Below are 25,240 nucleotides of genomic sequence, written 5' to 3' on the forward strand. Positions count from 1 at the left end.
CTCAACCAAGTTAGCTAGCCATCTAATTAAGCAAAGCTCCTAGTTAAGTAAAGTTCCTAAGCGAGCTTTCTAGGCAAAAAAGTCATTTAATCCTTTGATCCTGGCGACTGCTTTCTCAGCTTCGGCATTCGTAGTTTCGAGTGTTTGCGTGACTGTTTGTAAGCTCACTTCCATCTCTGTTGGTATCTCTTGTTGAATAAAGCCGTGTGGCAGAGCGCCATGGAAGTTAGAGCGTACTTGTCTAAGGTGATATTCTGCATGAGTAAGCTGCGTTAATACCTGATCAGCTCTCGTCGTCCACTCTTGAAGTAAATTGGAGTCAATACCAGAAGTGGTCACAAGTGTGGTTAGAACAGAGCGATTAGCGATATCTTTAATAACGAGGTTATTGGCAGCGTCAATATCAAGCTTCAAGCGGCACAAATGCGTATTTTGGTTTACATAACCATACACCTCGCTGCCACCTTCTTTGATGGCTCGGCTAAGCTCATCTTTTGCTACATAGACCCAGCGGCTATCGCCTTTTTCACTCTCAGATACTGACATGTTGCTTTGCAGCAAGACCAATTTGACTAGGTCCGTAGCCGGACCAACTTTGTATGACTTGGCGTTGCTAATATCGTATTGGTATACATCTTTTCGAAGCAGCCCCGTCGTGGACTCCATAGAAAGAGGCATCGCAAACTCAGCTTCGATTTCATCTTGAATATCAGCCAATTGCTCTTTACCTTCTTCGATCTGTTGGAATACTTCCTGTTGATCAAAGGCGTAGTTCAACGCAAAGTCACGAACAACATCGCGCACAATTTCTAATGATTCTGGACTGTTCCACAAACAGTCTTGTAGTAGCAGTAAGTCGAGTGGGTTGACGCTATCGCGACCATTAAAGAACGCACTCGCCTTAAGAAGTTTTACCGCTTTCTTCCAACGGCGGTCGGAAACATATAGATCTGACTCCGAGAGTCTGCCTTGGTTTTCTTCCGCTGCGGACTCTAGCAAGGTTTTAAGTTGATAGAGTTTTTCAAAGACGGAATCGGTCAACTTGACGTTATCGAGTTCGCGTTGCCATTGATGATATTCCTGATCGGTAATCGCCAAACCTTCGGGGATCTTCGCTTCTTCAGTTGTGCCAACCGTTAACATCGATTTGAAGTTCTGTTTATTCTGAATACGATTTACAAATATGCGTACCAACATACGGTCATAGAGAGCTTCCAAACCGCTGTCTTCATCTGGCAGTTCATTTGAGGCGGAAACCAGCAAGCGCATAGGTACTCTTTCAATATCACTGCCGTTCTTAAATGTTTTCTCATTCACGACGGTTAGTAATGTGTTTAAGATCGCAGGACCTGCTTTCCAGATTTCATCTAAGAAAACCACTTGAGCGGTAGGTAAGTAACCTTTGGTTAATCGTAAATAACGTCCGTTGTCTTTGAGCTCTTGAATACTAAGGGGGCCAAACACCTCTTCAGGGGTAGAAAAACGTGTCATTAAGTATTCAAAATAACTACTGTTATCAAATGCTTGTATCAATCGCTTCGCAATTAGGCTCTTTGCTATTCCAGGCGGGCCAAGCAAAAAGACACTTTCTCCTGCAAGGGCGGCTAACAAGCAAAGCTTTATGGTCTCTTCTCGTTCGTAAACGCCGTCGGAAAGTGCTGAGGCGAGTTTATTAATTCGTTCAGATAGCAACGCTTTATCAGCGTGGGAAACAACTGTGGGCTTTATCATGCCAATACCTCTGTGCACAAAACAGGAATGCATAAATGATTTTATACATTTGTTATTATTATGTTACAAGATTTTTTCATTCATGCTTTATTTAAAGCATGACCGCAAACCTAAAATTATCAAGCTGATTTTTATAGAGTTTTGTCACTAAGAGTCGCTTCAAACAGCAGAACTTATTAGCCGAAAGTATGAGAAAGCGCCTGTTTTGCTCTATTAAATTGGAACGTAGGTTTTTTAATGAACTGTCCGACGAGACTGGGGTGATAACGCCATTGCGTATCGAATAGCTCCAAAACTTCTGGGTTACCATATTTTGAGAGACATAAAGAGTGGAACCGATTGTAGCGGCCACGTAATGACTCTACTCTTTCGACAATCTCCTGTTCCTGCTTAGGTGCGATGAAATCGGAGATCACCAGCAAATCGGCATTTTTGTATTGCTCACCTTGCATCAGTTCCACAGCGTGATCCAAGACCTTTCCAAGATCGGTTCCGCCTTTAAAGGTATAAGACAAAAAGTCACTCGCTTCTTTCAGTCCAGTCGTCCCTGTTAAGTCATAACTAATGAACGTGGAGGAGAACAATATGACGTGGCACTCGCGTTGTTGTTGTGCCGCCATTTTCATTAGTGAATAAGCGATAGCTTTCGCTGATTTTTCCGGAGCACCCTGCATTGAACCTGAGACGTCTATCGCGATAAGCATGGGGCCTGTCTCTTTTTCTGCTTCACCCGTCGCTGTTTTAGGTGAATGTAATTGACGAACCGTACGTTGTTTACCTTCTGATTTGTAGGTTAGCAGTCGTTTTTCCACCAAGTGTTGATAGAAAATGGTTTCTAATTCTGGGTAGGCCAAATACATGGTCTCATTAGGAAGAAGATTGTTGATGTCGTTACTTTCGTGGATGCCCACAATATCATCTGTCGCAAAGTCCGCTCTCTCTTCAACGACCACTTCATCGTGGCTCAATGCTTTATTTAGCTCTGGAGCGTCCACCTCTTCTGCCATACGTCCGAGTTTGTCGGCAATACGTTTTAGCTCTTGATTATTCTCAAGGTACTCTGCCGTACGTTCTATGTGTCGCCAATCCTGTTTTGTTAGTTCTGCTCCTGCCAAATCCCAAAGCCTTCCCAATTTGCCCTGTTCGCCACCTTTTTGCAGGTTCTCCATATCTTTTAAAGTATCGATTTTCTGATACATCTGTTTTAAGAATTTAGACTTCTGCTGGTCAACCGTTTGTTGTTGTTTCGATTCAACGGCCTGTTTTAAGCTTTCATACCACTGTTTACAAAACTGACGGGCAAACAGTGACCGTGGGTAAGCATCGATATTGCTCGCTAACTGACGAGCTTTGGGTAGGAATTGCGAATCTTCAGGAAGCTGCTCAATCAATTGACTCAATTGGCTATCAAACTCTTGCTCCGTTAGATAGACTGCTCGTTGATAAAGTTCGAGTTCAGATTGCAGAGACTCGGTCTCTTGACCTTTTACGAGCTTGCGTTTAACAGATTTAGACCATTTGGCCATTGATGCTGTTAAGCTTTGCTTAAGTCCTTCATCGCTGCCCATCGCCAACAGGTCTGTTTGCTGCATGATGTCTCTAACCGCAGAATCAATAATTCCTGATTCTGCTACCATCATCGCCAAATTTAGACTGTCCGCACCAAGCATTTCGTTACCTATAAATAAACTTCACAACTGTGTAGACCTCTTGATATACCTAAATTTTTCATTGCATTACAGGTAAGAAACCCTAGTTTTCATTTTCGATCGCCATTTAATAAAACGATCGCCTTCTTATCCATCGACTTTTATGTCACGTTATGGTCATATTGAACCCTGATTACGTAAACCTTCTACGTACTTTATATCTAGCCATCAACGGATGATTTTATGGCCCAAAGAACAATTCATCAGTGGAAATCCATTGCCCTCGTAGAAGAAGACATTGAATTACCAAATCAAAAAAACATTACGCACACAACAATTAAACACCCCGGTGCTGCGGTTATCCTTCCAGTTACCGAGTCCGGCGACATCCTGCTATTAAATCAATATCGGCCCTCACTAAAGAAGTGGCTTTTAGAGCTTCCTGCCGGGACGATGGAACTGGGTGAAAATGCTGAAAATTGCGCACACAGAGAACTGATTGAAGAAACGGGCTTCGAAGCTGGTAGTATGATTTCTCTAGGACAGGTGACACCACTCGCTGGCTTTTGTGACGAGATACAGCATCTTTATATTGCAAAATCACTCAAACCGAATCGCAGCTTAGAATGCGATGATGATGAAGTTATTGAATTAGTGACAATGTCACTAACGGAATTACAACAAAAAATAATCGATGGTGGCATCACGGATGCCAAAACAATAGCGTGCTTAAGCAAAGCGACGCTATGTGGATACATTTAGGAGAGTATCAATGGATTTTCGCTCAGACACAGTAACCCAACCTACCCCAGCTATGCGTGAAGCTATGGCTAATGCACCTGTCGGTGACGATGTTTACGGGGATGACCCAACGGTCAACGAATTAGAACAATGGGCAGCAGAGCGACATGGTTTCGAAGCGGCACTGTTCACAACATCTGGTACTCAGGCAAACCTGCTTGGTTTAATGGCACATTGCCAACGCGGCGATGAGTACCTGTGTGGCCAGCAGGCTCACAACTATAAATATGAAGCTGGCGGTGCAGCAGTACTCGGCTCAATTCAACCTCAGCCTATTGAGAATAACCCAGACGGTACACTTGATTTTTCTAAGTTGAAAGCCGCGATAAAACCTGATGATAGCCACTTCGCGCGCACCAAATTGTTAAGCCTTGAAAACACTATCAACGGTAAAGTTCTACCATTGTCATATTTGGCAGAAGCAAGGAAGTTTGTTGATGAAAACGGACTGAAACTGCATCTAGACGGCGCTCGAGTATACAACGCAGCCGTGGCATTAGATGTGGACGTAAAAGAAATTGCTCAGCATTTTGATTCTATGACAATCTGTCTTTCAAAAGGCTTAGCAGCTCCTATTGGTTCCCTACTTCTTGGTTCTAAAGCGTTTATCGAACGCGCAAGACGACTACGTAAAATGGTTGGCGGTGGTATGCGCCAAGCTGGCATTTTAGCCGCGGCAGGAAAACTTGCGTTAACAGAGCAAGTCGATCAGTTAAAAGTTGATCACGCTAATGCCAAAAAGCTCGCATTTGGCCTAAATGACATTTCTGGATTTAGTGTAAACGCCGATTTTGTCCAAACAAACATTGTTTTTGCTAAGCTCGATGAATCAGTAAAGATTGATGTTATTGCAGAATCGTTGGCTAAAGAGGGCATTACTATTACCCCAGGTAATCCGATTCGATTCGTAACTCACAAAGATATTTCGAGTGCGGATATTGACCACTTGCTCACACGCTTAAAGCAATTAGTTTAAGACTGTATAGCGCCCTCGCAAGTTAAGGTTTGGTAGTCAAACCTTAACTTGGCTTTATTAATGTTTTTTTGCATTGAGTAGGCGTCATTCCGTATCGTTTTTTGAAGACATAACTGAAGTAAGCGAGACTTTCAAAGCCGCAATCAAGAGCCACCTTAGAAATGCAAGTATCAGAGCATGTTAGTGTTTTCCTTGCCACTTCTAGCCTTACGGTGCTTAACAACACACTAAACTCCAAAGATTCACCTTTCAATTTACGTTGTAATGTCGAATTTGACATGTTTAAGCAACACGCTACGTCTGATAGTTTCCACTTATTAGTCAGGTCGCTTAAAATGACTTCGGTCACTCGCTTACTAGTTTTTTTCTTCGCCATTAATTCATAGAAAGGATCAATAACACCACAGACAACCAGTTCTCTAAGAATAGAATATGCTAATGAGCAGTGTAGCGTCGCTGCACAGTGGACATCGATGTTTTCTAATGTGACATATGCATCAAGATAATGACCTATTTTATCTCTCACATCAGCCTCACATTCCGAAACGCCCTCTTTCTGTTTGAAGTTCGGGTCTGAACTAAACATGGATATTGTAGAATTAAAAAACTCTTCAGTAATCGTTACCACTTCTAACTCAATTGGCTTATTGGAAACTGATCGTATATCTATATGAATGCTTTGTCCCATTGGGAAAAATACAACACTTCTATTAGAAGCTGCTTCTTTTTTTCCACAAATAGAAAACGCTCCTTCAGCATTGATTAATCTAATAATTTTATATTCAAGCGAATATACTTCAGTTAAAAGGTTTTGATGCGGAAGAACTACTCTGTCAAAAGCCACTTTATTATCGTACACAATACCACCTTATTGCTCTATTGACTTTCAATCATTCTCAATATTTCGCCTACTGAAATAGGATATGAAAGATAGTAGCCCTGAAGATAAACATTATCCAATGCTATCTCACTTCTCTGATAAATAGTCTCTACCCCTTCGAAAATTACACCATCTTTAGAGTGTTTATTAACTCTATCAGTTAGGACTTTTGCAGTTATTTTCTCGTTAAGTTTGTCAGAAAAATAGGATTTATCGATTTTGATTAAATCCCACGCAACCTCCGTCAAGACAACATTGCTAGCATGCGATAAAACAAGGTAATCATCAAGCCAGAGCTTAATTCCACAATTCCTAAATCTATCTAAATTTCTCTCGATTATGGGATTGTCAAAAGAGTATCTAAGCACATCAATTTCAATAGCTAACTTACTTGGAGAAAGCGATATCACATGGTCAACAAACCCATTATCAATAAGTAAATTAACTGGTATATTTACAGAAATCAAAGCCTTACCAAGTTGTCTTTCAATCTTCTTTGCAATGTCGACCTGACTCAATGCAATTTGTTTAATAATCTCCCCATCAAGACAAAAAAATATTTCTTCTACTGCCAGTTCAGAATCGAAAATTGTATTTACGGAAACTCTCGATAACATCTCATATGCATAAACTTTATTCTCCAACGAAGATAGTATAGGTTGAATTACAAACTCCAACTCTAGAACATCTTTTTTATTTGAGTCAGAGCGTATTTTTACGCCAGAATATTTTCTATCACATTGCATTCGTTTCATATTAGGAGCACTCCATAACTTGGGTTCATAGAAACTATTCTCATACATATAAGTTTGTCAGTTCAATATATTATTCAGTCATTTAAAAAATATGACTCTATTTCTAAACTATTAATCTGATTTATTTATGTTCAATAGAACTGCGAACGCATAAAAGCATGTGAGCGATGTCTCAATTCAATTTACGTGCAGCAATTAGTGCTTTAGATTACCCTTAGGGTAAGCCTTACAATAGATGTATATACTTGAAAAATCGAAAATCTATGAAATCAACCCAGATACTTATATTCGCGTCAATTTTCGTACCGTTGCTAAGTCATGCAAGCTCCTTCGGAAATCCCGAGCTAGGTGAAATGAAAGCACCAAGCTGTGTGTTCTGCCACAACCCTAATGGAGCTCCTACTCAAGCTAACTACCCAAACCTTAACGGGCAAAACTCGCTTTATCTGTTTAATGCTATGAAAGCGTATCAAAATGACGAGCGCCAAGGCGCGATGGCAGAACTTATGAAGGCTCAGCTTCAAAACTTAACGGAAGAAGACTTGAAAGATATTGCTGCGTTCTATTCAACTATCGATTAGCAGAGTATTTATCCTCTGTTCAATAGCGCTTATAGCCATAGACACGGTAAGGGGCACATGTGCTTGATAAGGGTGTAAGGAGTAAATAGGATTAGGTTTCGTCTTCTCTATTTCAGCAACTGGTTTTATTGCCATGCTTTCACCAAGTAGAAATTCAGGAACCAAGCCTATACCAAACCCTCTCTCGATTAGGCGAATAGCATCGTAGATCGTGTTGACACTGTGTGCTGGAACAAACGTTAACTCTTGTTCCGTATTTAATTCTCGATGATGTATTTGCGCTGGTTGCCAATGTTGAGCCACATATTGGCACGATGTTATATCTACTTCATTGTTTTTCGATTGGCATAGGACGTCAGAAAACTGACCAAGTTTCCTTTGTTTTAGATTGGAATCTCCAGATGCGCCTACACGAATCGCTAGATCAATATCCTGCTGAATTATGTCCACGTGGTCATCGTCACTTACTAAGTTCAGCGTCACATCAGAAAAATCATTAAAAGTATCAGCGAGCGCAGGTATGACAATACTCTGCATCAACGCGTGTGGCGCTGTCACCGATAGTCTTCCTGATGGCGTGTTCATCGACTCTGATGCCTCAACCCACGCAGATTCTGCATGCTCTTGCATGAGAGCGCATTGATGGTAAAAACGCTCTCCGGTCGAAGTTAGCATCTGCTTGCGCGTCGTGCGTTTTAGTAAGCTCGTATTCAACTCATTTTCTAACTGTTTGAGCGCTGAACTAACTACAGATTTAGACACATCGAGTTTATCAGCCGCTTTAGTTATCGAGCCACTTTCAACGATTTGTACATAGATGGACATTAAACGCAGTTTATTCACGATAAGCTCTCTTAATTGTTCTTTTTAACAGAACATACTTTTCCAATATGTTTGTTTTTCATTACCAATACTATCTCTATGATTAGCTCATACACAACCCAAATTGAAAGGTATGATGATGACTCAATCAACTTTAGAACGCTCAAAAACTGGAATTTCCGCATGGCAAGTTGCATTCAATAATCAGGATGCTGCTGGCTGCGCGGCACAATACGCTGAAGACGCTGTAATGGTAGCGAAACCTTTTGGTACATTTGAAGGTCGAGAGGCAATACAGGCATTCTGGCAAAACATTATGGATCAAGGATTTAAAGACGTTAATTACACCAATACTAAATGGGAAAAGGCTGGGGAAACGTCGTACATTTTGACCTCAGACTGGACAATGAACAACGCCTTCGGCGTGGTTCATAAAGAACTATGGGAAATTCAAACCGATGGTGCGTCTCGGTTAACTTATGATGAGTTTGAAGTGCTTGGTGAGAGGTAGACTATCCTGCTTTAGTCATTTATTAGTACGCCCCGTTATACACGGGGCTTAGTATTAAATTGACTTAGATAATCAAAAATGGACATTTTTCGCCACTAACATACACCCAATGACTAATAAAAAGATATGTACGATTCGGTGATAGTCAATTTTGTATTTGTGTAGAAGATGATAGCCAATCATTCCGCCAGTTAAACCAATGACGAACGCTGGCATTGCCGACATCACCAAAGATAACACTTCTTCAGTTATCAAACCTTCATTCCAAAAACTTACGTTGGCACCAATCATTTGCAACATAAAGAAGAAAGCCAATGTCGATTTGGTTTGATCGGCCGTCCAAGGCTGCATCGATGTATACGCAATCACAGGAGGACCCGATTCTCCTACGCTAGCACCTAAAACACCCGATGTGAAACCTGCCCCTACAGTTACCGGAACAGAAGTCTTTTTAAACAAAGGCTTAGTTGAACGTAGAGAATGTAAACTTGAAGCAACTAACACAATTCCCATAGTCAAAAGAATGTACTGGGAAGGCATCGTTGCTAGTAATTTAGCGCCAACAAAAGACGCAGGTACCGAACCCGCAAATAGAATCAATCCAGTTTGGCGTTGTATTGAATGGCGCATTTTCCAAACGATTGGCAAGGTAACTAGCCAGCCAAAAATGCCAGCAATTGGAACTGCTGTTTGAGCTCCAACAATGAATGAAAGCAACGGAACCGACACTAACGCTGAGCCGAATCCCGTTAGCCCCTGTGTGAAACCCGCTAATGCAATGATCAACGAAACGAGTATTAAAGTGGTATCCATATGTCCTGTTATTCAGCCGTTAAAAGTTCTTCACACTATAGACTCATCAAATTTAATAACCATTACTCGTGTCACATTTTGTTGTTTTATGTACATTTTGATTCGTTAGTGTGACTATTTTCTCAGAACAGGACGTTCATCTCCTTATAATGACCATATCCATACAGTTTTGAACAAAACGCTCACTCAAAAGCGTCTATAAGACTAAAGGTGTTTTTAACAGGCTCTCATCCCAATCAGCCTTCCCTTCAGCTCCTTGTAGACAAACCGTGGTAGCGGATAAACACGAGCACTCATCGACCTTCAACACGGACGCCTTTAAAGAAGTATCGATTTGAAACTGTAAACGAATTCATCGTATTTAAAATTTATGAGGTAAACAATGGATCACTTTCAGTTAGAGTCGGAGCAGTTGTTTGAAACACAGGCTCATCAGCACACGTCAGCAATGGGAATCGAAGAGTTTGATATGGTTTATGGGTTAGGATACCAAGTGGATCATGCCGATTGGTCCCCTTTCCCGCGAGTCAATCAATTAAGACAAACCTTCCTAGATAGGTCGTATGATATCGACGTTGAACGTCTTCGTCTTGTTACCGAATCATATCGAGAGAATGAAGCCTTACCACGTATCCTGCAGACTGCTTTCGCTTTCCAGAACATACTCCATAACTGCACACTGCACGTTTATGATGACGAACTAATCCTAGGGGAGATTGCTGCTCCAGCAAAAGCCTCACCTATTTATCCTGAATTCTCCGTTGACTGGATCATTGACGAAATCCTTCACTCTCCTTTTGAAGAACGAAGTAACGACCAATTTTATATACGTAGTGAGCAGGATAAAAACGAAATTTTGGAGTTATGCGCATACTGGAAAGGCAAAACGGCCAATGAGATCATTACGGCCCACCTTGATGATGACCAAAAGAAAGGCTCACATATGGGTGAAAAAGTCTTTCAGACCAATAATTACCATTTTGCAGGCATCGGACATTTTGCCATGGACTTCACTAAGCTCATGACGCTTGGTTATGACGGGGTTATCTTGCAGGCCGATTCCGCATTGAAGAAATTGTCGAAACAAGACCCAGACTATAGCGATAAACGAGATTATTACAAAGCGACCATTGTGTGTTTAGAAGCGGCTAAGCACTATATTACAAGGTACGCGCAGTTAACGTCTGAAATGGCGGGACATGAAACTGACGCTAAACGCAAACAAGAACTGCACACCATGTCCCTCAACTGCCAGCAAATCGCAGGTGGTGCTCCAAAGTCTTTCTGGCAAGCTATTCAGTTATTCAATTTTGCCGTCACTTTGACCCAAATTGAGGGAAATGGTCACTCTATCTCTTATGGTCGTATGGACCAATGGTTACTTCCGTTCTACCAAAAAGATGTCAATGAACGTGCCGTATCAAAGTCGTTTATCCTAGAGCTCATTGAAGTGCTTTACGTCAAAATGAACAACCCAACTAAGCTCAAAGATAAAGGCACAGTAAAAGTTCGCAATGGTCGAGGTTTTGGTGGAGAAAGCTTAACTCTGGGTGGAGTAGACTCAGAAGGTGAAGATGCCACCAACGACCTAACCATGTTAATGTTGGAAGCATCAGCCCATACTCGAATGATGAACCCTTGGGTCTGCGTTCGAATGCACGAGAAAACACCGTACGAGCTCAAGATTAAGACGATTGAATGCATTAGAGCCGGTTACGGTCACCCTAAATTGTTCAATGATACCCCAGCGATAAAAGCCATGTTAGGTAAAGGGGTGTCTTTAGCTGAGGCGAGAAATTACGCTGTAGTTGGCTGCGTTGAACCTACAATCCCCGGCAAAGAGCATGGTTGGTTGGACGCCGGCTACGTGAATACCGCAAAAATGATGGAAATGGTCATCAATGGTGGACGAATTCTTTCAGGACCAAATGCCGGCCAGCAATTGGGGCCAGATACTGGCAGTTTAGAAACTTACGCAACATTTGAACAAGTTCTCGAAAGTGTCGATAAGCAGTTTGCGTACTGGTGCGATCAATTATGTAGCTGCTTAAATGTCACCGACAAAATTCATCGTATGGTCAAACCCACTCCCTATATCTCAGCGTTTTTTGAAGGTTGTATCGAAACCGGACGAGATATGACATTTGGTGGTGTGAAATATAATGGTACTGCTCCGCAGGCTGCTGGAGTAGCCACTTGCGCCGATTCTCTCTCTACCATTAAGAAGTTAGTATTTGATGACAAGAAGTACACGGGTAAACAGCTGCTTGATGCTGTGAAGAATAATTGGGTTGGTTATGAAAAGCTGTACGCGCTCGTCAATAGCTCCAAGATCCCCCATTATGGCAACGACAACGATGAAGCCGATGAGCTATTCACCTTTATGTTTGAATGCTATTGCCGTCATATCAAAGGACGCATCAACCCTAGAGGCGGAAAGTTTAGTCCAGGCGTATACACCGTCAATGCGAATGTTGGTATGGGCTTATACACCAATGCGTCGTTAGATGGTCGCAAAAATGAAGAACCTATCTCTGATAACATGGGACCTGTCCATACCGCAGGCGGTTCGCACGATACGCAAGGCCCGACCGCTATCGTCAACTCCGTCACTAAGGTAGACCACAGCTTGGCAACCAATGGCACTCTACTCAATTTACGTTTTCCCGAAGACGCCGTTTCAGGTATTGAAGGAAGAGATATTCTTGTCAGTTTTATCGACGAATACATCTCCAAACAAGGCATGCACGTGCAGTTTAATATTATGAGTTCGGACAAAATGCGCGCCGCTCAGAAAAATCCTGAGCTATACAGAGACATGTTAGTGCGAGTAGCAGGATACAGTGCGTATTTCGTGGAACTTGGGAAACCTTTGCAAGACGACTTAATTCAACGCACCGAGCTTAGGTTCTAACAAATAACCTAATACAACTACTGTCAAGCTGGGCATTCAACGCCCAGCTTCTAACTTAATTGAGGTTATTTGTGTCAAACCAAGCCACCGTATTGAATGTACAGCGTTTCACACTCCACGACGGTCCAGGGATCCGAACTGAATTCTTCCTTAAAGGATGTCCTCTACGATGTGATTGGTGTGGAAACCCGGAGAGTTTTAATCGCAGAATAGAAGTTGGGGTCTACCATAACCAGTGCATCTCACGTGAGCACTGCGGAACGTGTTTAGAGGTTTGTCCATCGCCCAATATGTTGACGTTTTCCGATGATTATCTATTTGAGGTCAAACGTGATCTTTGCTCTTCCTGTATGGCTTGCTCTGACGACTGTCCTGCAGAAGCAATCAAACAATGGGGCAGTTTCATGACTTTGGATGAGTGCATGAAGACTATCCGCAAAGACAAAGGCTTTTATCAACGATCAGAGGGAGGTGTAACTGTATCTGGTGGAGAGCCTCTTTTACAGAGCAACTTTGTTTTGGAGTTGTTTAGGTTATGCAAACAAGAAAACATCCACACTTGTTTAGAGTCGAGTTTCTTTGCTAACTGGAATCGAATAGAAAAGCTCCTTCCCTATACCGATCTATTTATCTCTGATATCAAACTACTAGATAGCCAGCGCCACAAAGCGCACACCGGAGTCGATAATCGTAAAATCCTCAATAATCTTAGAGCATTGAGTAAAACTGAAAAGCCCATCATATTGAGAATCCCAGTTATTCCGTCCATCAACGATGACGATGAGAATATTACTGCGACCGCTGATTTCATTATTAATGAACTCAACGGACGCGTACAAACGCTTCAATTACTTAGCTTTATGCGCTTAGGGGAAGAGAAATACCGCTCATTAGGGTTGCCATACAAGATGGCCGATCTAGCCTTTGAGCGTGATAGCTTTCAGCTAAGGGTAAATCAAATTGCCGACTACTTTAATCGCCGAGGCATCCATTGTACGGTTGGAACCAAAGACGCCAGCCTGAAATGCGCAAATTAGAATCCATCAAGATTAAGAGGCACTTCTTTACCTAACCAATATGCATAAGTGGTGTGATCAATAAGGTCATCGCCAGTGTCGGCGTGTACTAAAACACTGAGTTCGCCTCTAACACTATCAAGCCAAGGGATAAGTGCATCAAAGTCTTCACGAAAGAACAAAATCTGGAAGCTCCATTTCGTATGAGGCCCAACAGGCTTTTGATGTACTCTTCCGACATGCAGACCAAACTTTTCTGTAATGGTTTCACTTAACACGGTAGCCATTTCTAAAGAAGATTGATCAAAGTAGACGTGTGCATGGTATTTATCGTGAAGGTTTTGGGGTTTTTGAGGTGATGTCATGGGGTTACTTTGCGATAAAATTGCGTGAGGAAATAGTGGCGGGATTGTAACTGATACCTATCTGAAAAATAAGGGAAGAAGTTAAATTCTTACCCTTATTTTCTTTGAAGTAAATTAGCGCTTTTTACCACGATTGGCATGAATCTTAAGCTTGGCTTTCATCTTACGTTTATCCGCCCCTCGACCTTTACGGCGAGGTGCACGATCAGGTTCGACTTCAGAGGCCGGACTTGGTTCAAAGCCTGCCAACCACTCTTGTGGTAATCGCGTATCTAGCAAACGCTCTATTGCTTCTAGAAGATACTGCTCATCGTGACTCATTAACGATACTGCAAAACCTGCATGCCCCGCTCGACCTGTTCGTCCAATACGATGGATATAATCTTCCGCTTTATACGGCAGCTCAAAGTTCACAACTTGTTCCAGCTGCTGAATATCTAGTCCACGAGCCGCAACATCCGTTGCAATCAATGCTCGTACTTTTCCGGATTTAAAATCATCCAACGCTTTTTGACGCGCCCCTTGGCTCTTATCACCATTGATCGAAACCGCATTAATGCCATCAAGCTTAAGCTCTTTTGCGAGTGCATCACTACCCTGTTTTGTTTTGGTAAACACCAATACCTGTTGCCAATTGCGGGAACCAATTAAGTACGCCAGCAGTTCGTGTTTACGTTTTTTGTCGACGGGATAAACCATCTGTTTTACGGTATCTGCCGTCGAGTTCGCTGGGGTGACTTGAACTTCGATAGGCTCATTCATAATACGATGCGCTAGCGTTTTGATACGCTGTTCAAATGTTGCTGAGAACATCATATTTTGGCGCTCTTTTGGTAAGCGCTTGAGAATACGATTCAAGTCTGGCATGAATCCCATATCTAACATACGGTCAGCTTCGTCCAAGATTAGATATTCGCATTCAGATAAAGTGATATTGCGGTTATGTTGGTGATCCAAAAGGCGTCCTGGTGTTGCTACCAAGATGTCGGCACCACCAACTAGGTTTTTAGTTTGTACGCCCATACTTGTGCCACCGTAAGCTACAACTACTTTAAGTCCAGTGTCTTTTGCTAACGGTACTAAGCTATCAAACACCTGTTGTGCAAGTTCTCTTGTTGGTGTGAGTACTAAAGAACGAATAACTTTTGAGTTAGACTCTCGATCCTTAGGTTCTTGAGCAATTTTGTGAATCAAAGGAAGCCCAAACGCCGCAGTTTTTCCCGTGCCTGTTTGTGCTCCGGCTAAGATATCTTTGCCATCAAGAACATGTGGAATAGCACGTGCTTGAATAGGTGTTGGCGACTCATAGTTCAACGCAGCTAGGTTTTGATGAATTGTGCTACCAAAAGCAAAAGAATCAAACGAAGTCACGTCTTCGGAAGCATCAAGTAAAGTCTTGTCTGTCATAAATTCGCCAACAGGTATTATTTAGGGGTCGCGAGTGTATCAGATAACACGACATTGGTTAACGCCATTATTGACTTAGTTCATCAATCATTACTTGAACGGTGTATAACTGCTACTACCGAGCAGATATACCAATGCTTTGCTTTCAACTTGCTACTTAGACTAAATGTTTCTTGGGGCAAACATGATAATTGCCATACCAAGTAATGCGACTGATACCCCGACAATATCCCACATGGTTGGACGGATACCGTCAACAAGCCAAAGCCATAATATTGCAACGAAAATATATACACCACCGTACGCTGCATAAACTCTGCCGGCCGCCGTAGGGTGCAAAGAAAGAAGCCAAGCGAACAACCCAAGGCAAATCGCGGCAGGGACAAGCAACCATATTGACTTCCCTTCTTTTAACCACAAGTAAGGCAGGTAGCAGCCTAATATCTCCGCAACAGCCGTGACGAAGAACAACCCCATTGTTTTTAGTTCAGGCATGTAAAGTATCCAATAACTGGATGGAGGCAGCGTCTTCCACAACTGTCACACCCTGGCTAACAAGATGCTCAATGACTTCCTGCACATTGTCAGGAAATACGGCACGCGTCGAAGCTAAATTGAGAATAACATTAAAGCCTGCATTGACGAGCTGTTCAACAGACTTTTTCACACAGAAGTCTAGAGCCAAGCCACCAACAATCACATTCTTAACCCGTTTAGATTGTAAAAACTCAATCCCTCCCGTTGATAATGTATCAGCTTGGTCGTGATAAAATGCACCATAAGGATGAGCATCTGGATCGATGCCTTTATTGATTTGAAAATCATAGTCGCGAATCGCTGGCAGTCCTGGAAGCAACTCCACGCCTTCCGTTCCCACCACACAGTGAGGATTCCATTTGATGTCGACCTCAGGCAATCCGACGGGTTCCAGCATACGCTCAGGCGTTTCCGCTTCCCAAGCAGCTCCAGGAGGGTGCATATCTCGAGAAACCAGTTTTAACGTCGCTTTGCTATGATTGTTTACCAGTTCTGTAACAATCTCTAGCGCGCCTTGCACTGGCAATTCATCGGGACACAGCTCGCTAAATCCTTTTTGAGGGTCCACATCAATGGACGCAGTTTGGGATTTAAAGAGTTGTATAGTGGTCAAAGACATGGTGACTTCCTTCACGATTCGTCTAGGGTTTAAACGGTAATACTCTCTATCATACTTAAGTAAATAGATAACACACGTCCTTTACGAATAACGTCTTCACCCAACAGGGAATTTGACAATTTTCTCTGCCTTATCTAGAGTGCCACTTCTTTATCAATCCTAGTAACACAGTAGGAATGCCGGATGTCAGGCTCACTTTTCAACGATCGCATTATTCAAAGCGCACTCGACCTAGACGTATACAAAATCAATATGATGTTTGCAGCGTTCACGCATTACCCGCAGACTCGCGTGCGTTACGAACTCATTGTTCGATCGAATGAAGATTTATCAGACCTCCAACCCCTTATCGAAAAAGAGATAAACGCTCTTTCTGAATGTCGATTTACAACCAACGATATTGCTTACTTAAGAACTCAAGCCCCTTATCTCAACGATAACTTCCTCAACTATCTGTCTGACTTCGCATTTGCTCCTAAGCACCAAGTGAAGGTATCTAAGACTGATAAACAGCTTAGTGTTTCCATTAACGGCATTTGGCACGAAACCATTCTTTACGAAACCTTGGTTATGAGCATTATCTCAGAACTGCGTAGTCGCCAACGTTGGAACGCAATTCCTTACTCGCAGTTCACAACTACGCTTGAACAAAAAGTCGATGCAATAAAGTCCGAGCTGAAGAAACGTTCCATTGATAATTTTCAGTTTTCTGAAATGGGTAGCCGTCGTCGATTTAGCGCGCCGGTGCAGCGCGAGGTGGTGAGCTACTTCAAGCAACATGCTCCTGCACTAATAAGTGGCACAAGCAACTATCAACTAGCAAAAGAACTAGACTTAACGCCAATTGGCACGGTGGCACATGAATGGTTTATGGCGCATCAAGCACTAGTGGAACCACAGAAGTCACAACAAGTTGCTCTAGACCTTTGGCAGTCTACGTTTGATGGAAAACTTGGTATTGCCCTTACTGATACGATCGGTATTGATGCATTTCTGAAAGACTTCAACGTAGAGCGAGCTACTGACTACGCTGGCGTGCGTCATGATTCAGGCAATCCTTTTGAATGGGGTGACAAAATGATCGCGCATTACCAATCCCTTGGTATCAATCCAATGTCAAAAATCTTAATTTTCACCGACGGACTAAACTTTGCGGATGCGCTCGACATATGTGAGTACTTCGCGGGTCGTGCGAATATCAGCTTTGGCATAGGTACATTTCTAGCCAATGACATGGGCAAATGGCAACAAGACTCTGTGCAATATCAACCACTATCTATTGTCGTCAAAATGGCTGAATGCAATGGGCGTCCTGTTGCTAAAATCAGTGACGAGCCTGAAAAAGCCATGTGTGAAGATGAAGAATTTTTAGCTGAATTAAAGAAAAGCTTCGGTGTACAAAGCAAATTTGCGGCGTAAGCTCACGCATTCAACCCCTCTGCTATTTCCATCCTTGAAGCCACTTTTCGCTGTCTTTTAACTCAGTCCAATCAATCGGATATTCGTTACGAGACAGCACGGCTTCAAGCTTGCATGACATAACGGTCCCATCCTCTTCAAACTCGACTTCTGAGACTAGAAAGTGCTTTTCTCTATTAAGAGGTTTAGTCGCCGTCCATTTGCTGTTTCGTAATTTCGCTGGATTAATACGATTCATCTCAACCCTATAACCATCTGTTTATCTTTAGAGTTTCTTCTACGTGTCAGGTATAGGTTAAGTTCAAACAAGACAAATTTAGCTCGCCAAAATCGTCAGAAAGTCCTCCCGACCATAACTGCTTGCTCAAGAACCTGAGGATACAGAACAGCGAAAAAGTCTGAAAACTCTTGATAGTTCTGTTCTAGTTGCACTCCACAATCAGCAAGAGGTGTCATGCGCATACTTCTAAGTGACATTCGCTCTAACGCGTACTGTATGTTTTCTAGTTCGCTGTATGACTCCAACCAGCGTCCTTGCCACATATGAGAAGTCATATTGATAAACCGCTCTGGTAATACTTCTTCAGTCGACGTAATTTTTGCTTCTGCACTATCAACAAATTCTTGCAGGGTTTGAGGGTGGTAATCATGCCATCGCTTGGCTAAACAATGGTCCCAAAACATATCCATGGCGATAGGCGCAAATCGTTTTAGGTCTGGATCAAAACGCTGTTTACACAGTTTGATGATGGTATGGTTGTCTGTATAAGAGTCGACAAAACGGTGCAACCTGATCCCTTGGCTAACATCAGCGTTATAGAGCTTTGAGGGGTCCCCTTTAACAAAGTCTCCAAGCAAGTTACCAAGCAGACTGCTCTGACAGTGATCAGCGATGTGCAGGTGTGCTAAGAAATTCATAACTCTCCGTTACTAGTCGTTTGCTACATTGTGGTGACTGTTATTCAAACGGTCAAATCCCACACTAATTCTTAGCCTCGTATGCGCTAAGTGTAAATCTGACGAAACACTCAATAAAAATCTGATATCAGCCATCAACTCGACACCACCCTGTCGTCACAATTAAACTCGCGCATCTTACATTTGTGAAGTTCCACGAAGGATCGTTTGCACTGTAGATATCATTTTTTATTTCAAAGGAAGTGTCTTTATGGACAAAGATCATAGCCTTAGAGAGAACCTACTCGCTCTCACTCTTGGCAGCGCACTGGTATCACTTGGCGTTATTTTTTTCAACCAAGTGGGGCTGCTGACAGGTGGCACTGCAGGACTCGCGCTGTTTATCACTAAAGTGACCGCTCTCAGTTTTGGTCAAGTGTTCTTTATGCTTAACCTACCGTTCTACATTCTTTCGGTAACCCGAATGGGATGGCAGTTCACCATCAATACCTTTATTGCCGTGAGTATCGTTTCATTCGCAGTAGACCATCTTCACCACGTCATTCAGATCGCACACATTGAACCAATCTATGCTGCGTTGATTGGCGGCGGACTCATTGGAATGGGCATGTTGGTCATTTTCCGTCATAAAATGAGTTTGGGTGGGTTTAATATTCTCGCTCTGTTCTTGCAAGAGCGCTTCGGCATTCGAGCGGGCAAAGTTCAAATGGCACTAGACTGCACTATTGTGGTTCTGTCACTGTTTGTAGTCGATTTCTACCTCATCGCTCTATCCGTTGTCGGAGCCATTGCAACTAACCTAATTTTAGCGATGAATCACAAGCCAGGGCGTTATCAGCCCTTACCAAGCCAGTCATAAAATTCCGATCCCCAACGTGGCTTAACTAAGTGAAGCCACGATAAAATCAAAATGAGCGTGCGCACTTCCTTTAGCATCTTTGATCTCTAATTGAAGCAACTCACGCTCATTACCACCCCACCACTCATTACCTGTTTGCCCTTGCAAATATAGTTGTGTGGTTAACAGTTCTCTATTTCCAAGCCATAGCTTCACATGAATATGAGGCGGCCTTCCTGTATAAGGTACTGGGTAGAGAGTAGTGAAATTAAACCTGCCCTCTTCGTTGGACTCAGTTGCCCCAGAACCAGCAAAGTTTCGATCGAATTGTTCAACGCCAGGCTGTCTAGGATGATCATAAACACCAGCACCATCGCATTGCCAAATTTCCACACGAACTTGCTTCATAGGTTTGCCTTCTGGTGTTTTCACATGACCACTTAGTTCGAGAGTTTTCCCAATGAGCGATGATTGATTGAGAATGAGATTTGAGCGAACTGGAATATTGTTAAGCGGATAAAATGGGCCTTCTGCCTGTGTTGGCGTCATTGGCAGGCGTGTGTTAGCCAATACAGGCCACGCAAACCACACCGAGCATATGGTCAGAAAATCTCTCCTTTGCATCGTACAGTCCTCCACGCTTCTTAAAAACAATTGTGGCTCAGATGGTTCGGATTGCCAGTTTTTGATCAATTGCATTCACTGTCCTCACACATTTTGCAAATGTTGTCGAAATAACAGTCATCGGAAAACAGTTGATATACACTTAAAACAAGAAAAAAGGAGTTTATTCAATGATAAAGATGTTGGTATGCGATTTTGATGGAACAATCAGTGGTGGGCCTACCGATGAGTTAACAAAGTTTACTTCCTACGTTGAAGCTCAAACAGGTATGCAGTTCGTTGTCGCTACAGGGAGAACCTTTCATTCTATTAACGATGGATTAGCTCAGCATACGTTACCTAGACCTCATACTATTGTCAGTGACGTCGGCACTCAGATTCATCATAAACGCACGCTAACCCCTGACTATGACTGGCACACAAAAATGGATTGTCTATGGGATGAAGGACGAGTTTCTGCCGCGTTACACGATTGTGGCTTTTTGGGGAAACAGACACCTGAACATCAAGGCAGCTACAAGCTAACTTATGAAGGGAGATTAGACCGTAAGCAATTACAGTATCTACAAGCTCTGTTTCAAAAAAATGAGCTGTATGTCGACCTCACCTACTCGCACGATTGGTTTTTAGACATCACACCAAAAGGTATAAATAAAGCAACAGCCATCCACCACTTAATGAATAAGCATAAGCTCTGTCCTTCAGAAGTTGTCGTTGCAGGCGACTCCGGCAATGATACCGCTATGCTGACCATAGCAGGGATTAACGCAATATTGGTGGCGAATCACTATCAAGAGGTCGCGCACCTTTCTTCTTTATCTCATGTCTATACGGCGAAAAATACCCATGCGCTTGGTGTACTCGAAGGGTTAAAACACTGGCAAAACAATCGATGAATGTGTAGATCCAAACAACAAAAAAGCCAGTAGTGTTAACTACTGGCCATGTTTAGCTATCTTAAAGATGATTATGCGTTTGCAAAATCTAAGGAACGTACTTTTTGTTTAAGTTCTGGAATCAGTGTAGAACTTGCGCTGAATTTTCTCAGCCCTAGATTCATCAATAGCTCTGTCGCTTTAACATCCCCTGCCATTTCACCACACATACTAACCGAAATACCGGCTTTGTTTGCAGATTGAATGGTCAGTTCGATAGCTTTAATAACCGCTGGTTCGAAGTAATTTACTAGCTCAGCAACTTCAGTGTTTCCTCGATCAGCCGCCATAACATATTGTGTTAGGTCATTGGTGCCAATCGAGAAGAAGTCGACCTCTGCCGCTAAGGCATCCGCGTTGAATACCGCAGCTGGTACTTCAATCATTATGCCAACAGGCAGAGTGGATTCAGGCAACCCCAACTTATCACACTGTTTAGCGATCAATGCTTTCACTGCTTTTACTTCAGCAACCGTTGCAATCATTGGAATCATCAATTGAATGTTAGGTTGTTCTGCGTAAGCTCTTAAAACTGCACGTAACTGCGTTTCAAAAAGCGCTTCATGCTTCAAACACAGACGCACGCCACGTTGACCCAAGAAAGGGTTTTCCTCTTCTGGCATCGGATATGCGGCAAGCGGCTTGTCACCACCAACATCAAGACTGCGGATCGTGATTGGCTTGTCGCCAAACGCAGCTGCAATCTCTTTGTAGACCGTATATTGTTCATCTTCGGTTGGTAGTTCTGCGCTTTCTTGGAACAAAAATTCGGTACGGAACAGACCAACCCCTTCAGCGCCATTGGCTAACGCCGCTTCTACATCTTCAGGACCACCGATGTTAGCCAAAGCGTGAATCGAGGTACCATCTTGGGTTACTGCTTGTGATTGAGCGTTTTGCAACGCGATCTCTTGAGCTGCCAGCCATTCATGACGCTTGCTATTAAGCTCTTCCTGTACCGCTTGAGTTGGGGCAAACCACAATAATCCACTGAAGCCATCCACTGTGATGTTATCACCTGCTTTAACCTGTTCAAGGCAACCTTGAACTTTTACTATTGCAGGAATTCCCATAGCTCTTGCCAAGATAGCACTGTGAGAGGTTTTACCGCCTTCACTTAGACAAATAGCTACCACTTTTGATTTATCAAGACCCGCCACATCCGAAGGCATTAAGTCACGAGCGAGTAAAACGCTTGGCTGCTCGATGGTTATCGCCTTCGGTTTCTCACCCGTCAATGACAGCATCACTTGACGACAAATATCATAAACGTCTGCTTCACGCTCACGCATGTATTGGCTTTCCGCAGCTTGATATTGTGCCGCTAGCGCCATCATCACGTCCATCCACGCTTGCTCAGCGATTAACTCCGCTGCAACTTTTGCTTCTGCTTGAGTCGCAATTTCAGGGTCAGCCAACATCATCGCATGCGCAGCAAAGATTTCACCATGAGGCAATTTTGCTTGAGCTTCTAAATGTTGCTTAACCTCTGCGATAGCGTGTTTAAGCTTCGCAAATTCTTGCTCTGCATTGGTAAATGTGCGTATCGGAACATTGGGCATTTCTTGGGTAAAGATGACTGCTGGAGCCGTCACAATACCGCCATTGACACTAATACCGGCCAAGGCGCCTTCAATATCGTTAGTAAGCTCGGGAGCTTGCTCCAATACCTCTTCTACTACTTCACCTTTAGCGACTTGTACCGCTTCACCAAAGTGCTCATTGGCAAGGCTAACAAAAGCATCTAATGCGTTTTGGGCATCATCACCACTGACATAGAACGTAATCTGTTCATCACAACGAACCCCTAATTTAGCAATGCTATTTAGACTCTTCGCACTGACTTTTTGTCCTGCTTTTTCTAGATACACATCACTAGAAAACGGCGCTAGACAACCTACGATCGCCGCAGCTGGTCGTGCGTGAATACCATGAGGGTTTTTAACCATCCATTGAAAGCTTAACGCATTCGCATCGTCGACAGGCTCGCCCGCAAAGTCAGGAGACTGCACAGTAAGATCCTCACCTAGATGTTCTTTTTTTACATCTAAAGCGCTGGATGCTTCAGCGATTACTGCCTCAATAGGCAAGCCAGCCGCTGCCGCTACTGACGCTGCCATTGTGCCTTCTACTATTGGAGCAGACACCAACGCGACTTTGTCACGGGTCTCATCATCTAACAGTTCTAATGCCATTTCAGTACTAAGTAGCGCACTACCTAAGTCCATTAAAACTACAGCACCATCTTGGTCACATACTTCTTCAATCGCCCCCATAACGGTAATTGCATCTGTGCCGATTGGGTTCTCAGGATCATCAACTCCCGCTGCGATCGCAATATTAGCTTTGCCTTGCGTCATTTGAGTGGCCAGTTCGGCCACTCCTTCTGCTAATAGGCGGCTATGCGATACTACTACAATGCCTACCATGCTTACTTTCCTGCTATCGCCTGTCTTAGTGCTTTGATCATTAGAAGTGATGACGTCGCACCAGGATCTTGGTGACCGATACTGCGCTCACCTAAATAGCTTGCACGGCCTTTCTTCGCTTGCATTTCAATCGTTGACGTTGCACTTTTCTCTGCAACTTCCACCATTTCATCAAGTAAATGATCTGGGCTAGTACCGCCTTCTAGAGACGTTTTCATCTCGTTTAGTACAGGTAACCAAACATCACACATGGTCTTGTCGCCCTGCTCTGCTTTACCGCGAGAGATGACGCCATCAACACCACTCTTAAGATCGTCAATTAACTCTTGGAAAGTCAAAGATTCACGGCTTCCTACGGACGCAGCTGTACGAATAAATAACGTGCCGTACAATGGACCACTCGCCCCGCCAACGCTAGACAACAATGTCATACCGGTATTTTTCAAAATGGTTGAGATATTTTGTTTCTCAACTTTTGGCAAGGTTTCTTTTACTTTCTTGAAACCACGATTCATGTTTAGACCATGGTCTGCATCGCCGATGTCACGGTCAAGATCTGTTAGAAAGTCTTGGTTTTCTTCGTACGATACTGCGCAAAGCTCAAGCCAATTAATGATGTGTTGTTTTTCAATTTGCATATGTTATTCCTCGGCTTACCACTTCATCGCTGCTGTATCTACTGGAGCATCAAATAGCTCTAGCATCTCTGTGTCTGCTTTTAATAGCGTGATAGACACACCTTCCATATTCAGAGACGTACAGTAGTTACCCACTAGGTTACGAGCAAGACGGAAACCTTCTTTCTCACAGTTATGTGCCAAACGGTTGTATACACCGTAAAGTTCCGACTCTGGTGTTGCACCAAGACCGTTCACAATAGCGATATAGTCATGATCTGTTTCAAAGTTCTCAATCGTTGACTCTACTTCGTCCCATTCACCTTCGACACGATTCCAAATACGCAGCGTGCGGCTATAAGCGATGTTTTCTTTTAGCTCAAGGAACATCTTGTCAACCAACTCGTCAGCGTTGGTGTATTTAATGCGCTCGATACCCGGTTCACCGTGGATACCAACACCAAATTCAACTTCGTCATCTGCAAGTTGGAAAGATGGTTTGCCCGCTGCTGGTACTACACATGCATCTAAAGCAACACCGAACGAACGGCAGTTATTGTTAATTCGGCGAGCGAGTTCTTCACACTGTTCTAATGAGTAACCTTTATCTGCTGCTGCACCCACGATTTTCTCGACAAGTACTGTGCCAGCAACGCCACGGCGGCCTGCGGTATATAGACTATCTTTTACCGCTACGTCATCATCAATCAACACTGAGCCAACCTTGATGCCGTCAGAATGAAGAAGCTCCACCGCTGTCTCAAAGTTCAAGACATCACCAGTATAGTTTTTAATGAAGAATAAAACGCCTTCGCCCGTGTTCACTTGGTTACCGCACTCGTACATTTGGTCAGGTGTTGGTGAGGTAAATACTTCACCTGGGCAAGCACCCGTCAACATACCCTTACCAATGAAGCCCGCATGCAATGGTTCGTGACCCGCGCCGCCACCGGAAACTAACGCCACTTGTCCTGGCGTTTCTTCATGCCACATATAACGTGGCTCGTAGTTAGCTTTTAATTGTGGGCGAGAGGCAGCAAGACCTTCCATTTGCTCTTTTACAACGGCTTTGTTGCCGAAATC

General features: G+C 43.2%; 25 protein-coding genes. 9 read left to right on the top strand and 16 right to left on the bottom strand.

Annotation, left to right across the window (positions count from 1 at the left end):
- Positions 1–69: 69 nt before the first annotated feature.
- Together HW45_RS10955 and viaA are read right to left on the bottom strand one after the other, a co-directional pair.
- The gene (locus HW45_RS10955) at positions 70–1,731 is read right to left on the bottom strand and encodes an ATPase RavA domain-containing protein (RefSeq protein WP_038226998.1); all 1,662 of its coding nucleotides are present in this window, start codon (positions 1,729–1,731) and stop codon (positions 70–72) included.
- Between the two features lie 176 nt (positions 1,732–1,907).
- Positions 1,908–3,401, bottom strand: a complete 1,494-nt coding sequence (gene viaA / locus HW45_RS10960; protein WP_038226999.1) for an ATPase RavA stimulator ViaA — start codon at positions 3,399–3,401, stop codon at positions 1,908–1,910.
- A gap of 222 nt (positions 3,402–3,623) precedes the next feature.
- On the opposite strand from viaA, the gene HW45_RS10965 reads away from it, so the two are divergent.
- Together HW45_RS10965 and ltaE are read left to right on the top strand one after the other, a co-directional pair.
- Positions 3,624–4,142 (top strand): NUDIX hydrolase, encoded by a 519-nt coding sequence (locus tag HW45_RS10965; RefSeq protein WP_038227000.1) that lies wholly within the window; start codon positions 3,624–3,626, stop codon positions 4,140–4,142.
- A 10-nt stretch (positions 4,143–4,152) separates the two neighbouring features.
- Positions 4,153–5,157: a low-specificity L-threonine aldolase gene (gene ltaE, locus HW45_RS10970; protein ID WP_038227001.1), complete on the top strand. Its 1,005-nt coding sequence runs from the start codon at positions 4,153–4,155 to the stop codon at positions 5,155–5,157.
- Positions 5,158–5,200: 43 nt separating this feature from the next.
- Here ltaE and HW45_RS28370 read toward each other — a convergent pair whose 3' ends face one another.
- Entirely contained in the window at positions 5,201–6,016 is an 816-nt protein-coding gene (locus HW45_RS28370; RefSeq protein WP_051868011.1) for a helix-turn-helix domain-containing protein, read from the bottom strand.
- Between the two features lie 17 nt (positions 6,017–6,033).
- Positions 6,034–6,792, bottom strand: a complete 759-nt coding sequence (locus HW45_RS10980; protein ID WP_038227002.1) for an EAL domain-containing protein — start codon at positions 6,790–6,792, stop codon at positions 6,034–6,036.
- Positions 6,793–7,055: 263 nt separating this feature from the next.
- On the opposite strand from HW45_RS10980, the gene HW45_RS10985 reads away from it, so the two are divergent.
- Positions 7,056–7,373 carry a c-type cytochrome gene (locus tag HW45_RS10985; protein ID WP_038227003.1) on the top strand — a complete coding sequence of 106 codons (318 nt, stop codon included), beginning with the start codon at positions 7,056–7,058 and terminating at the stop codon, positions 7,371–7,373.
- Here the strand turns inward: HW45_RS10985 and HW45_RS10990 are convergent.
- On the bottom strand, positions 7,359–8,216 hold the full coding sequence (locus HW45_RS10990; protein WP_038227004.1) for a LysR family transcriptional regulator: 858 nt from the start codon (positions 8,214–8,216) through the stop codon (positions 7,359–7,361). The genes HW45_RS10985 and HW45_RS10990 overlap by 15 nt on opposite strands.
- A 118-nt stretch (positions 8,217–8,334) precedes the next feature.
- Between HW45_RS10990 and HW45_RS10995 the strand changes: the two genes are divergently transcribed.
- Positions 8,335–8,706, top strand: a complete 372-nt coding sequence (locus HW45_RS10995; protein ID WP_038227005.1) for a YybH family protein — start codon at positions 8,335–8,337, stop codon at positions 8,704–8,706.
- Positions 8,707–8,778: 72 nt separating this feature from the next.
- Here the strand turns inward: HW45_RS10995 and HW45_RS11000 are convergent, their stop codons facing one another.
- A complete protein-coding gene (locus HW45_RS11000; protein WP_006069648.1) occupies positions 8,779–9,519 on the bottom strand; it encodes a sulfite exporter TauE/SafE family protein in 741 nt (246 codons plus the stop codon).
- 382 nt (positions 9,520–9,901) lie between these two features.
- On the opposite strand from HW45_RS11000, the gene hpfG reads away from it, so the two are divergent.
- Both hpfG and hpfH read left to right on the top strand, forming a co-directional pair.
- Entirely contained in the window at positions 9,902–12,433 is a 2,532-nt protein-coding gene (gene hpfG / locus HW45_RS11005) for a (2S)-3-sulfopropanediol dehydratase (protein WP_051868013.1), read from the top strand.
- 71 nt (positions 12,434–12,504) lie between these two features.
- Positions 12,505–13,470, top strand: a complete 966-nt coding sequence (gene hpfH / locus HW45_RS11010; protein ID WP_038227007.1) for a (2S)-3-sulfopropanediol dehydratase activating enzyme — start codon at positions 12,505–12,507, stop codon at positions 13,468–13,470.
- On the opposite strand, the gene HW45_RS11015 is transcribed toward hpfH, so the two are convergent.
- From HW45_RS11015 to HW45_RS11030, 4 genes are all read right to left on the bottom strand, one after another.
- Complete coding sequence (locus tag HW45_RS11015) at positions 13,467–13,814, bottom strand: DOPA 4,5-dioxygenase family protein (protein WP_038227009.1); 348 nt, start codon at positions 13,812–13,814, stop codon at positions 13,467–13,469. The two genes, hpfH and HW45_RS11015, sit on opposite strands and share 4 nt — an antisense overlap.
- Before the next feature lie 114 nt (positions 13,815–13,928).
- On the bottom strand, positions 13,929–15,221 hold the full coding sequence (locus HW45_RS11020; protein ID WP_235225445.1) for a DEAD/DEAH box helicase: 1,293 nt from the start codon (positions 15,219–15,221) through the stop codon (positions 13,929–13,931).
- Between the two features lie 162 nt (positions 15,222–15,383).
- Positions 15,384–15,716, bottom strand: coding sequence for a YnfA family protein (locus HW45_RS11025; RefSeq protein ID WP_038227010.1), 333 nt, complete (start codon positions 15,714–15,716; stop codon positions 15,384–15,386).
- A complete protein-coding gene (locus HW45_RS11030; RefSeq protein WP_038227012.1) occupies positions 15,709–16,377 on the bottom strand; it encodes an isochorismatase family protein in 669 nt (222 codons plus the stop codon). The genes HW45_RS11025 and HW45_RS11030 overlap by 8 nt, the downstream gene beginning before the upstream one ends.
- 183 nt (positions 16,378–16,560) lie before the next feature.
- On the opposite strand from HW45_RS11030, the gene pncB reads away from it, so the two are divergent.
- Positions 16,561–17,796 carry a nicotinate phosphoribosyltransferase gene (gene pncB, locus HW45_RS11035; RefSeq protein WP_038227013.1) on the top strand — a complete coding sequence of 412 codons (1,236 nt, stop codon included), beginning with the start codon at positions 16,561–16,563 and terminating at the stop codon, positions 17,794–17,796.
- Between the two features lie 22 nt (positions 17,797–17,818).
- On the opposite strand, the gene HW45_RS11040 is transcribed toward pncB, so the two are convergent.
- Together HW45_RS11040 and HW45_RS11045 are read right to left on the bottom strand one after the other, a co-directional pair.
- On the bottom strand, positions 17,819–18,034 hold the full coding sequence (locus tag HW45_RS11040; protein WP_038227014.1) for a TIGR02450 family Trp-rich protein: 216 nt from the start codon (positions 18,032–18,034) through the stop codon (positions 17,819–17,821).
- 95 nt (positions 18,035–18,129) lie between these two features.
- Positions 18,130–18,714: an acyl carrier protein phosphodiesterase gene (locus HW45_RS11045; protein ID WP_038227015.1), complete on the bottom strand. Its 585-nt coding sequence runs from the start codon at positions 18,712–18,714 to the stop codon at positions 18,130–18,132.
- A 250-nt stretch (positions 18,715–18,964) separates the two neighbouring features.
- Between HW45_RS11045 and HW45_RS11050 the strand changes: the two genes are divergently transcribed.
- Positions 18,965–19,573 carry a YitT family protein gene (locus HW45_RS11050; RefSeq protein ID WP_006069638.1) on the top strand — a complete coding sequence of 203 codons (609 nt, stop codon included), beginning with the start codon at positions 18,965–18,967 and terminating at the stop codon, positions 19,571–19,573.
- 21 nt (positions 19,574–19,594) lie between these two features.
- Here the strand turns inward: HW45_RS11050 and HW45_RS11055 are convergent, their stop codons facing one another.
- Positions 19,595–20,176, bottom strand: coding sequence for a dioxygenase family protein (locus tag HW45_RS11055; protein WP_038227747.1), 582 nt, complete (start codon positions 20,174–20,176; stop codon positions 19,595–19,597).
- 170 nt (positions 20,177–20,346) lie between these two features.
- Here HW45_RS11055 and HW45_RS11060 point away from each other — a divergent pair, with 170 nt between their 5' ends.
- Entirely contained in the window at positions 20,347–21,072 is a 726-nt protein-coding gene (locus HW45_RS11060) for an HAD-IIB family hydrolase (RefSeq protein WP_038227017.1), read from the top strand.
- A gap of 71 nt (positions 21,073–21,143) precedes the next feature.
- Here the strand turns inward: HW45_RS11060 and ptsP are convergent, their stop codons facing one another.
- The 3 genes from ptsP to dhaK all read right to left on the bottom strand — a co-directional run.
- Entirely contained in the window at positions 21,144–23,540 is a 2,397-nt protein-coding gene (gene ptsP, locus HW45_RS11065; protein ID WP_038227018.1) for a phosphoenolpyruvate--protein phosphotransferase, read from the bottom strand.
- A 2-nt stretch (positions 23,541–23,542) separates the two neighbouring features.
- Positions 23,543–24,178 carry a dihydroxyacetone kinase subunit DhaL gene (gene dhaL, locus HW45_RS11070; protein WP_006069634.1) on the bottom strand — a complete coding sequence of 212 codons (636 nt, stop codon included), beginning with the start codon at positions 24,176–24,178 and terminating at the stop codon, positions 23,543–23,545.
- Between the two features lie 15 nt (positions 24,179–24,193).
- Positions 24,194–25,240: dihydroxyacetone kinase subunit DhaK (gene dhaK / locus HW45_RS11075; protein WP_081875802.1), on the bottom strand; the 1,047-nt coding region annotated here is incomplete at its 5' end.

The organism is Vibrio sp. ER1A, assembly GCF_000733315.1.
Taxonomy (GTDB): Bacteria; Pseudomonadota; Gammaproteobacteria; order Enterobacterales; family Vibrionaceae; genus Vibrio; species Vibrio mediterranei.

Excerpts from the sequence above, each read along its gene's own strand:
- HW45_RS10955 (WP_038226998.1), bottom strand. The coding sequence starts at position 1,731 with ATGATAAAGCCCACAGTTGTTTCCCACGCTGATAAAGCGTTGCTATCT.
- viaA (WP_038226999.1), bottom strand. The coding sequence starts at position 3,401 with ATGCTTGGTGCGGACAGTCTAAATTTGGCGATGATGGTAGCAGAATCA.
- HW45_RS10965 (WP_038227000.1), top strand. The coding sequence starts at position 3,624 with ATGGCCCAAAGAACAATTCATCAGTGGAAATCCATTGCCCTCGTAGAA.
- ltaE (WP_038227001.1), top strand. The coding sequence starts at position 4,153 with ATGGATTTTCGCTCAGACACAGTAACCCAACCTACCCCAGCTATGCGT.
- HW45_RS10980 (WP_038227002.1), bottom strand. The coding sequence starts at position 6,792 with ATGAAACGAATGCAATGTGATAGAAAATATTCTGGCGTAAAAATACGC.
- HW45_RS10985 (WP_038227003.1), top strand. The coding sequence starts at position 7,056 with ATGAAATCAACCCAGATACTTATATTCGCGTCAATTTTCGTACCGTTG.
- HW45_RS10995 (WP_038227005.1), top strand. The coding sequence starts at position 8,335 with ATGACTCAATCAACTTTAGAACGCTCAAAAACTGGAATTTCCGCATGG.
- HW45_RS11000 (WP_006069648.1), bottom strand. The coding sequence starts at position 9,519 with ATGGATACCACTTTAATACTCGTTTCGTTGATCATTGCATTAGCGGGT.
- hpfG (WP_051868013.1), top strand. The coding sequence starts at position 9,902 with ATGGATCACTTTCAGTTAGAGTCGGAGCAGTTGTTTGAAACACAGGCT.
- HW45_RS11015 (WP_038227009.1), bottom strand. The coding sequence starts at position 13,814 with ATGACATCACCTCAAAAACCCCAAAACCTTCACGATAAATACCATGCA.
- HW45_RS11020 (WP_235225445.1), bottom strand. The coding sequence starts at position 15,221 with ATGACAGACAAGACTTTACTTGATGCTTCCGAAGACGTGACTTCGTTT.
- HW45_RS11025 (WP_038227010.1), bottom strand. The coding sequence starts at position 15,716 with ATGCCTGAACTAAAAACAATGGGGTTGTTCTTCGTCACGGCTGTTGCG.
- HW45_RS11030 (WP_038227012.1), bottom strand. The coding sequence starts at position 16,377 with ATGTCTTTGACCACTATACAACTCTTTAAATCCCAAACTGCGTCCATT.
- pncB (WP_038227013.1), top strand. The coding sequence starts at position 16,561 with ATGTCAGGCTCACTTTTCAACGATCGCATTATTCAAAGCGCACTCGAC.
- HW45_RS11040 (WP_038227014.1), bottom strand. The coding sequence starts at position 18,034 with ATGAATCGTATTAATCCAGCGAAATTACGAAACAGCAAATGGACGGCG.
- HW45_RS11045 (WP_038227015.1), bottom strand. The coding sequence starts at position 18,714 with ATGAATTTCTTAGCACACCTGCACATCGCTGATCACTGTCAGAGCAGT.
- HW45_RS11050 (WP_006069638.1), top strand. The coding sequence starts at position 18,965 with ATGGACAAAGATCATAGCCTTAGAGAGAACCTACTCGCTCTCACTCTT.
- HW45_RS11055 (WP_038227747.1), bottom strand. The coding sequence starts at position 20,176 with ATGCAAAGGAGAGATTTTCTGACCATATGCTCGGTGTGGTTTGCGTGG.
- HW45_RS11060 (WP_038227017.1), top strand. The coding sequence starts at position 20,347 with ATGATAAAGATGTTGGTATGCGATTTTGATGGAACAATCAGTGGTGGG.
- ptsP (WP_038227018.1), bottom strand. The coding sequence starts at position 23,540 with ATGGTAGGCATTGTAGTAGTATCGCATAGCCGCCTATTAGCAGAAGGA.
- dhaL (WP_006069634.1), bottom strand. The coding sequence starts at position 24,178 with ATGCAAATTGAAAAACAACACATCATTAATTGGCTTGAGCTTTGCGCA.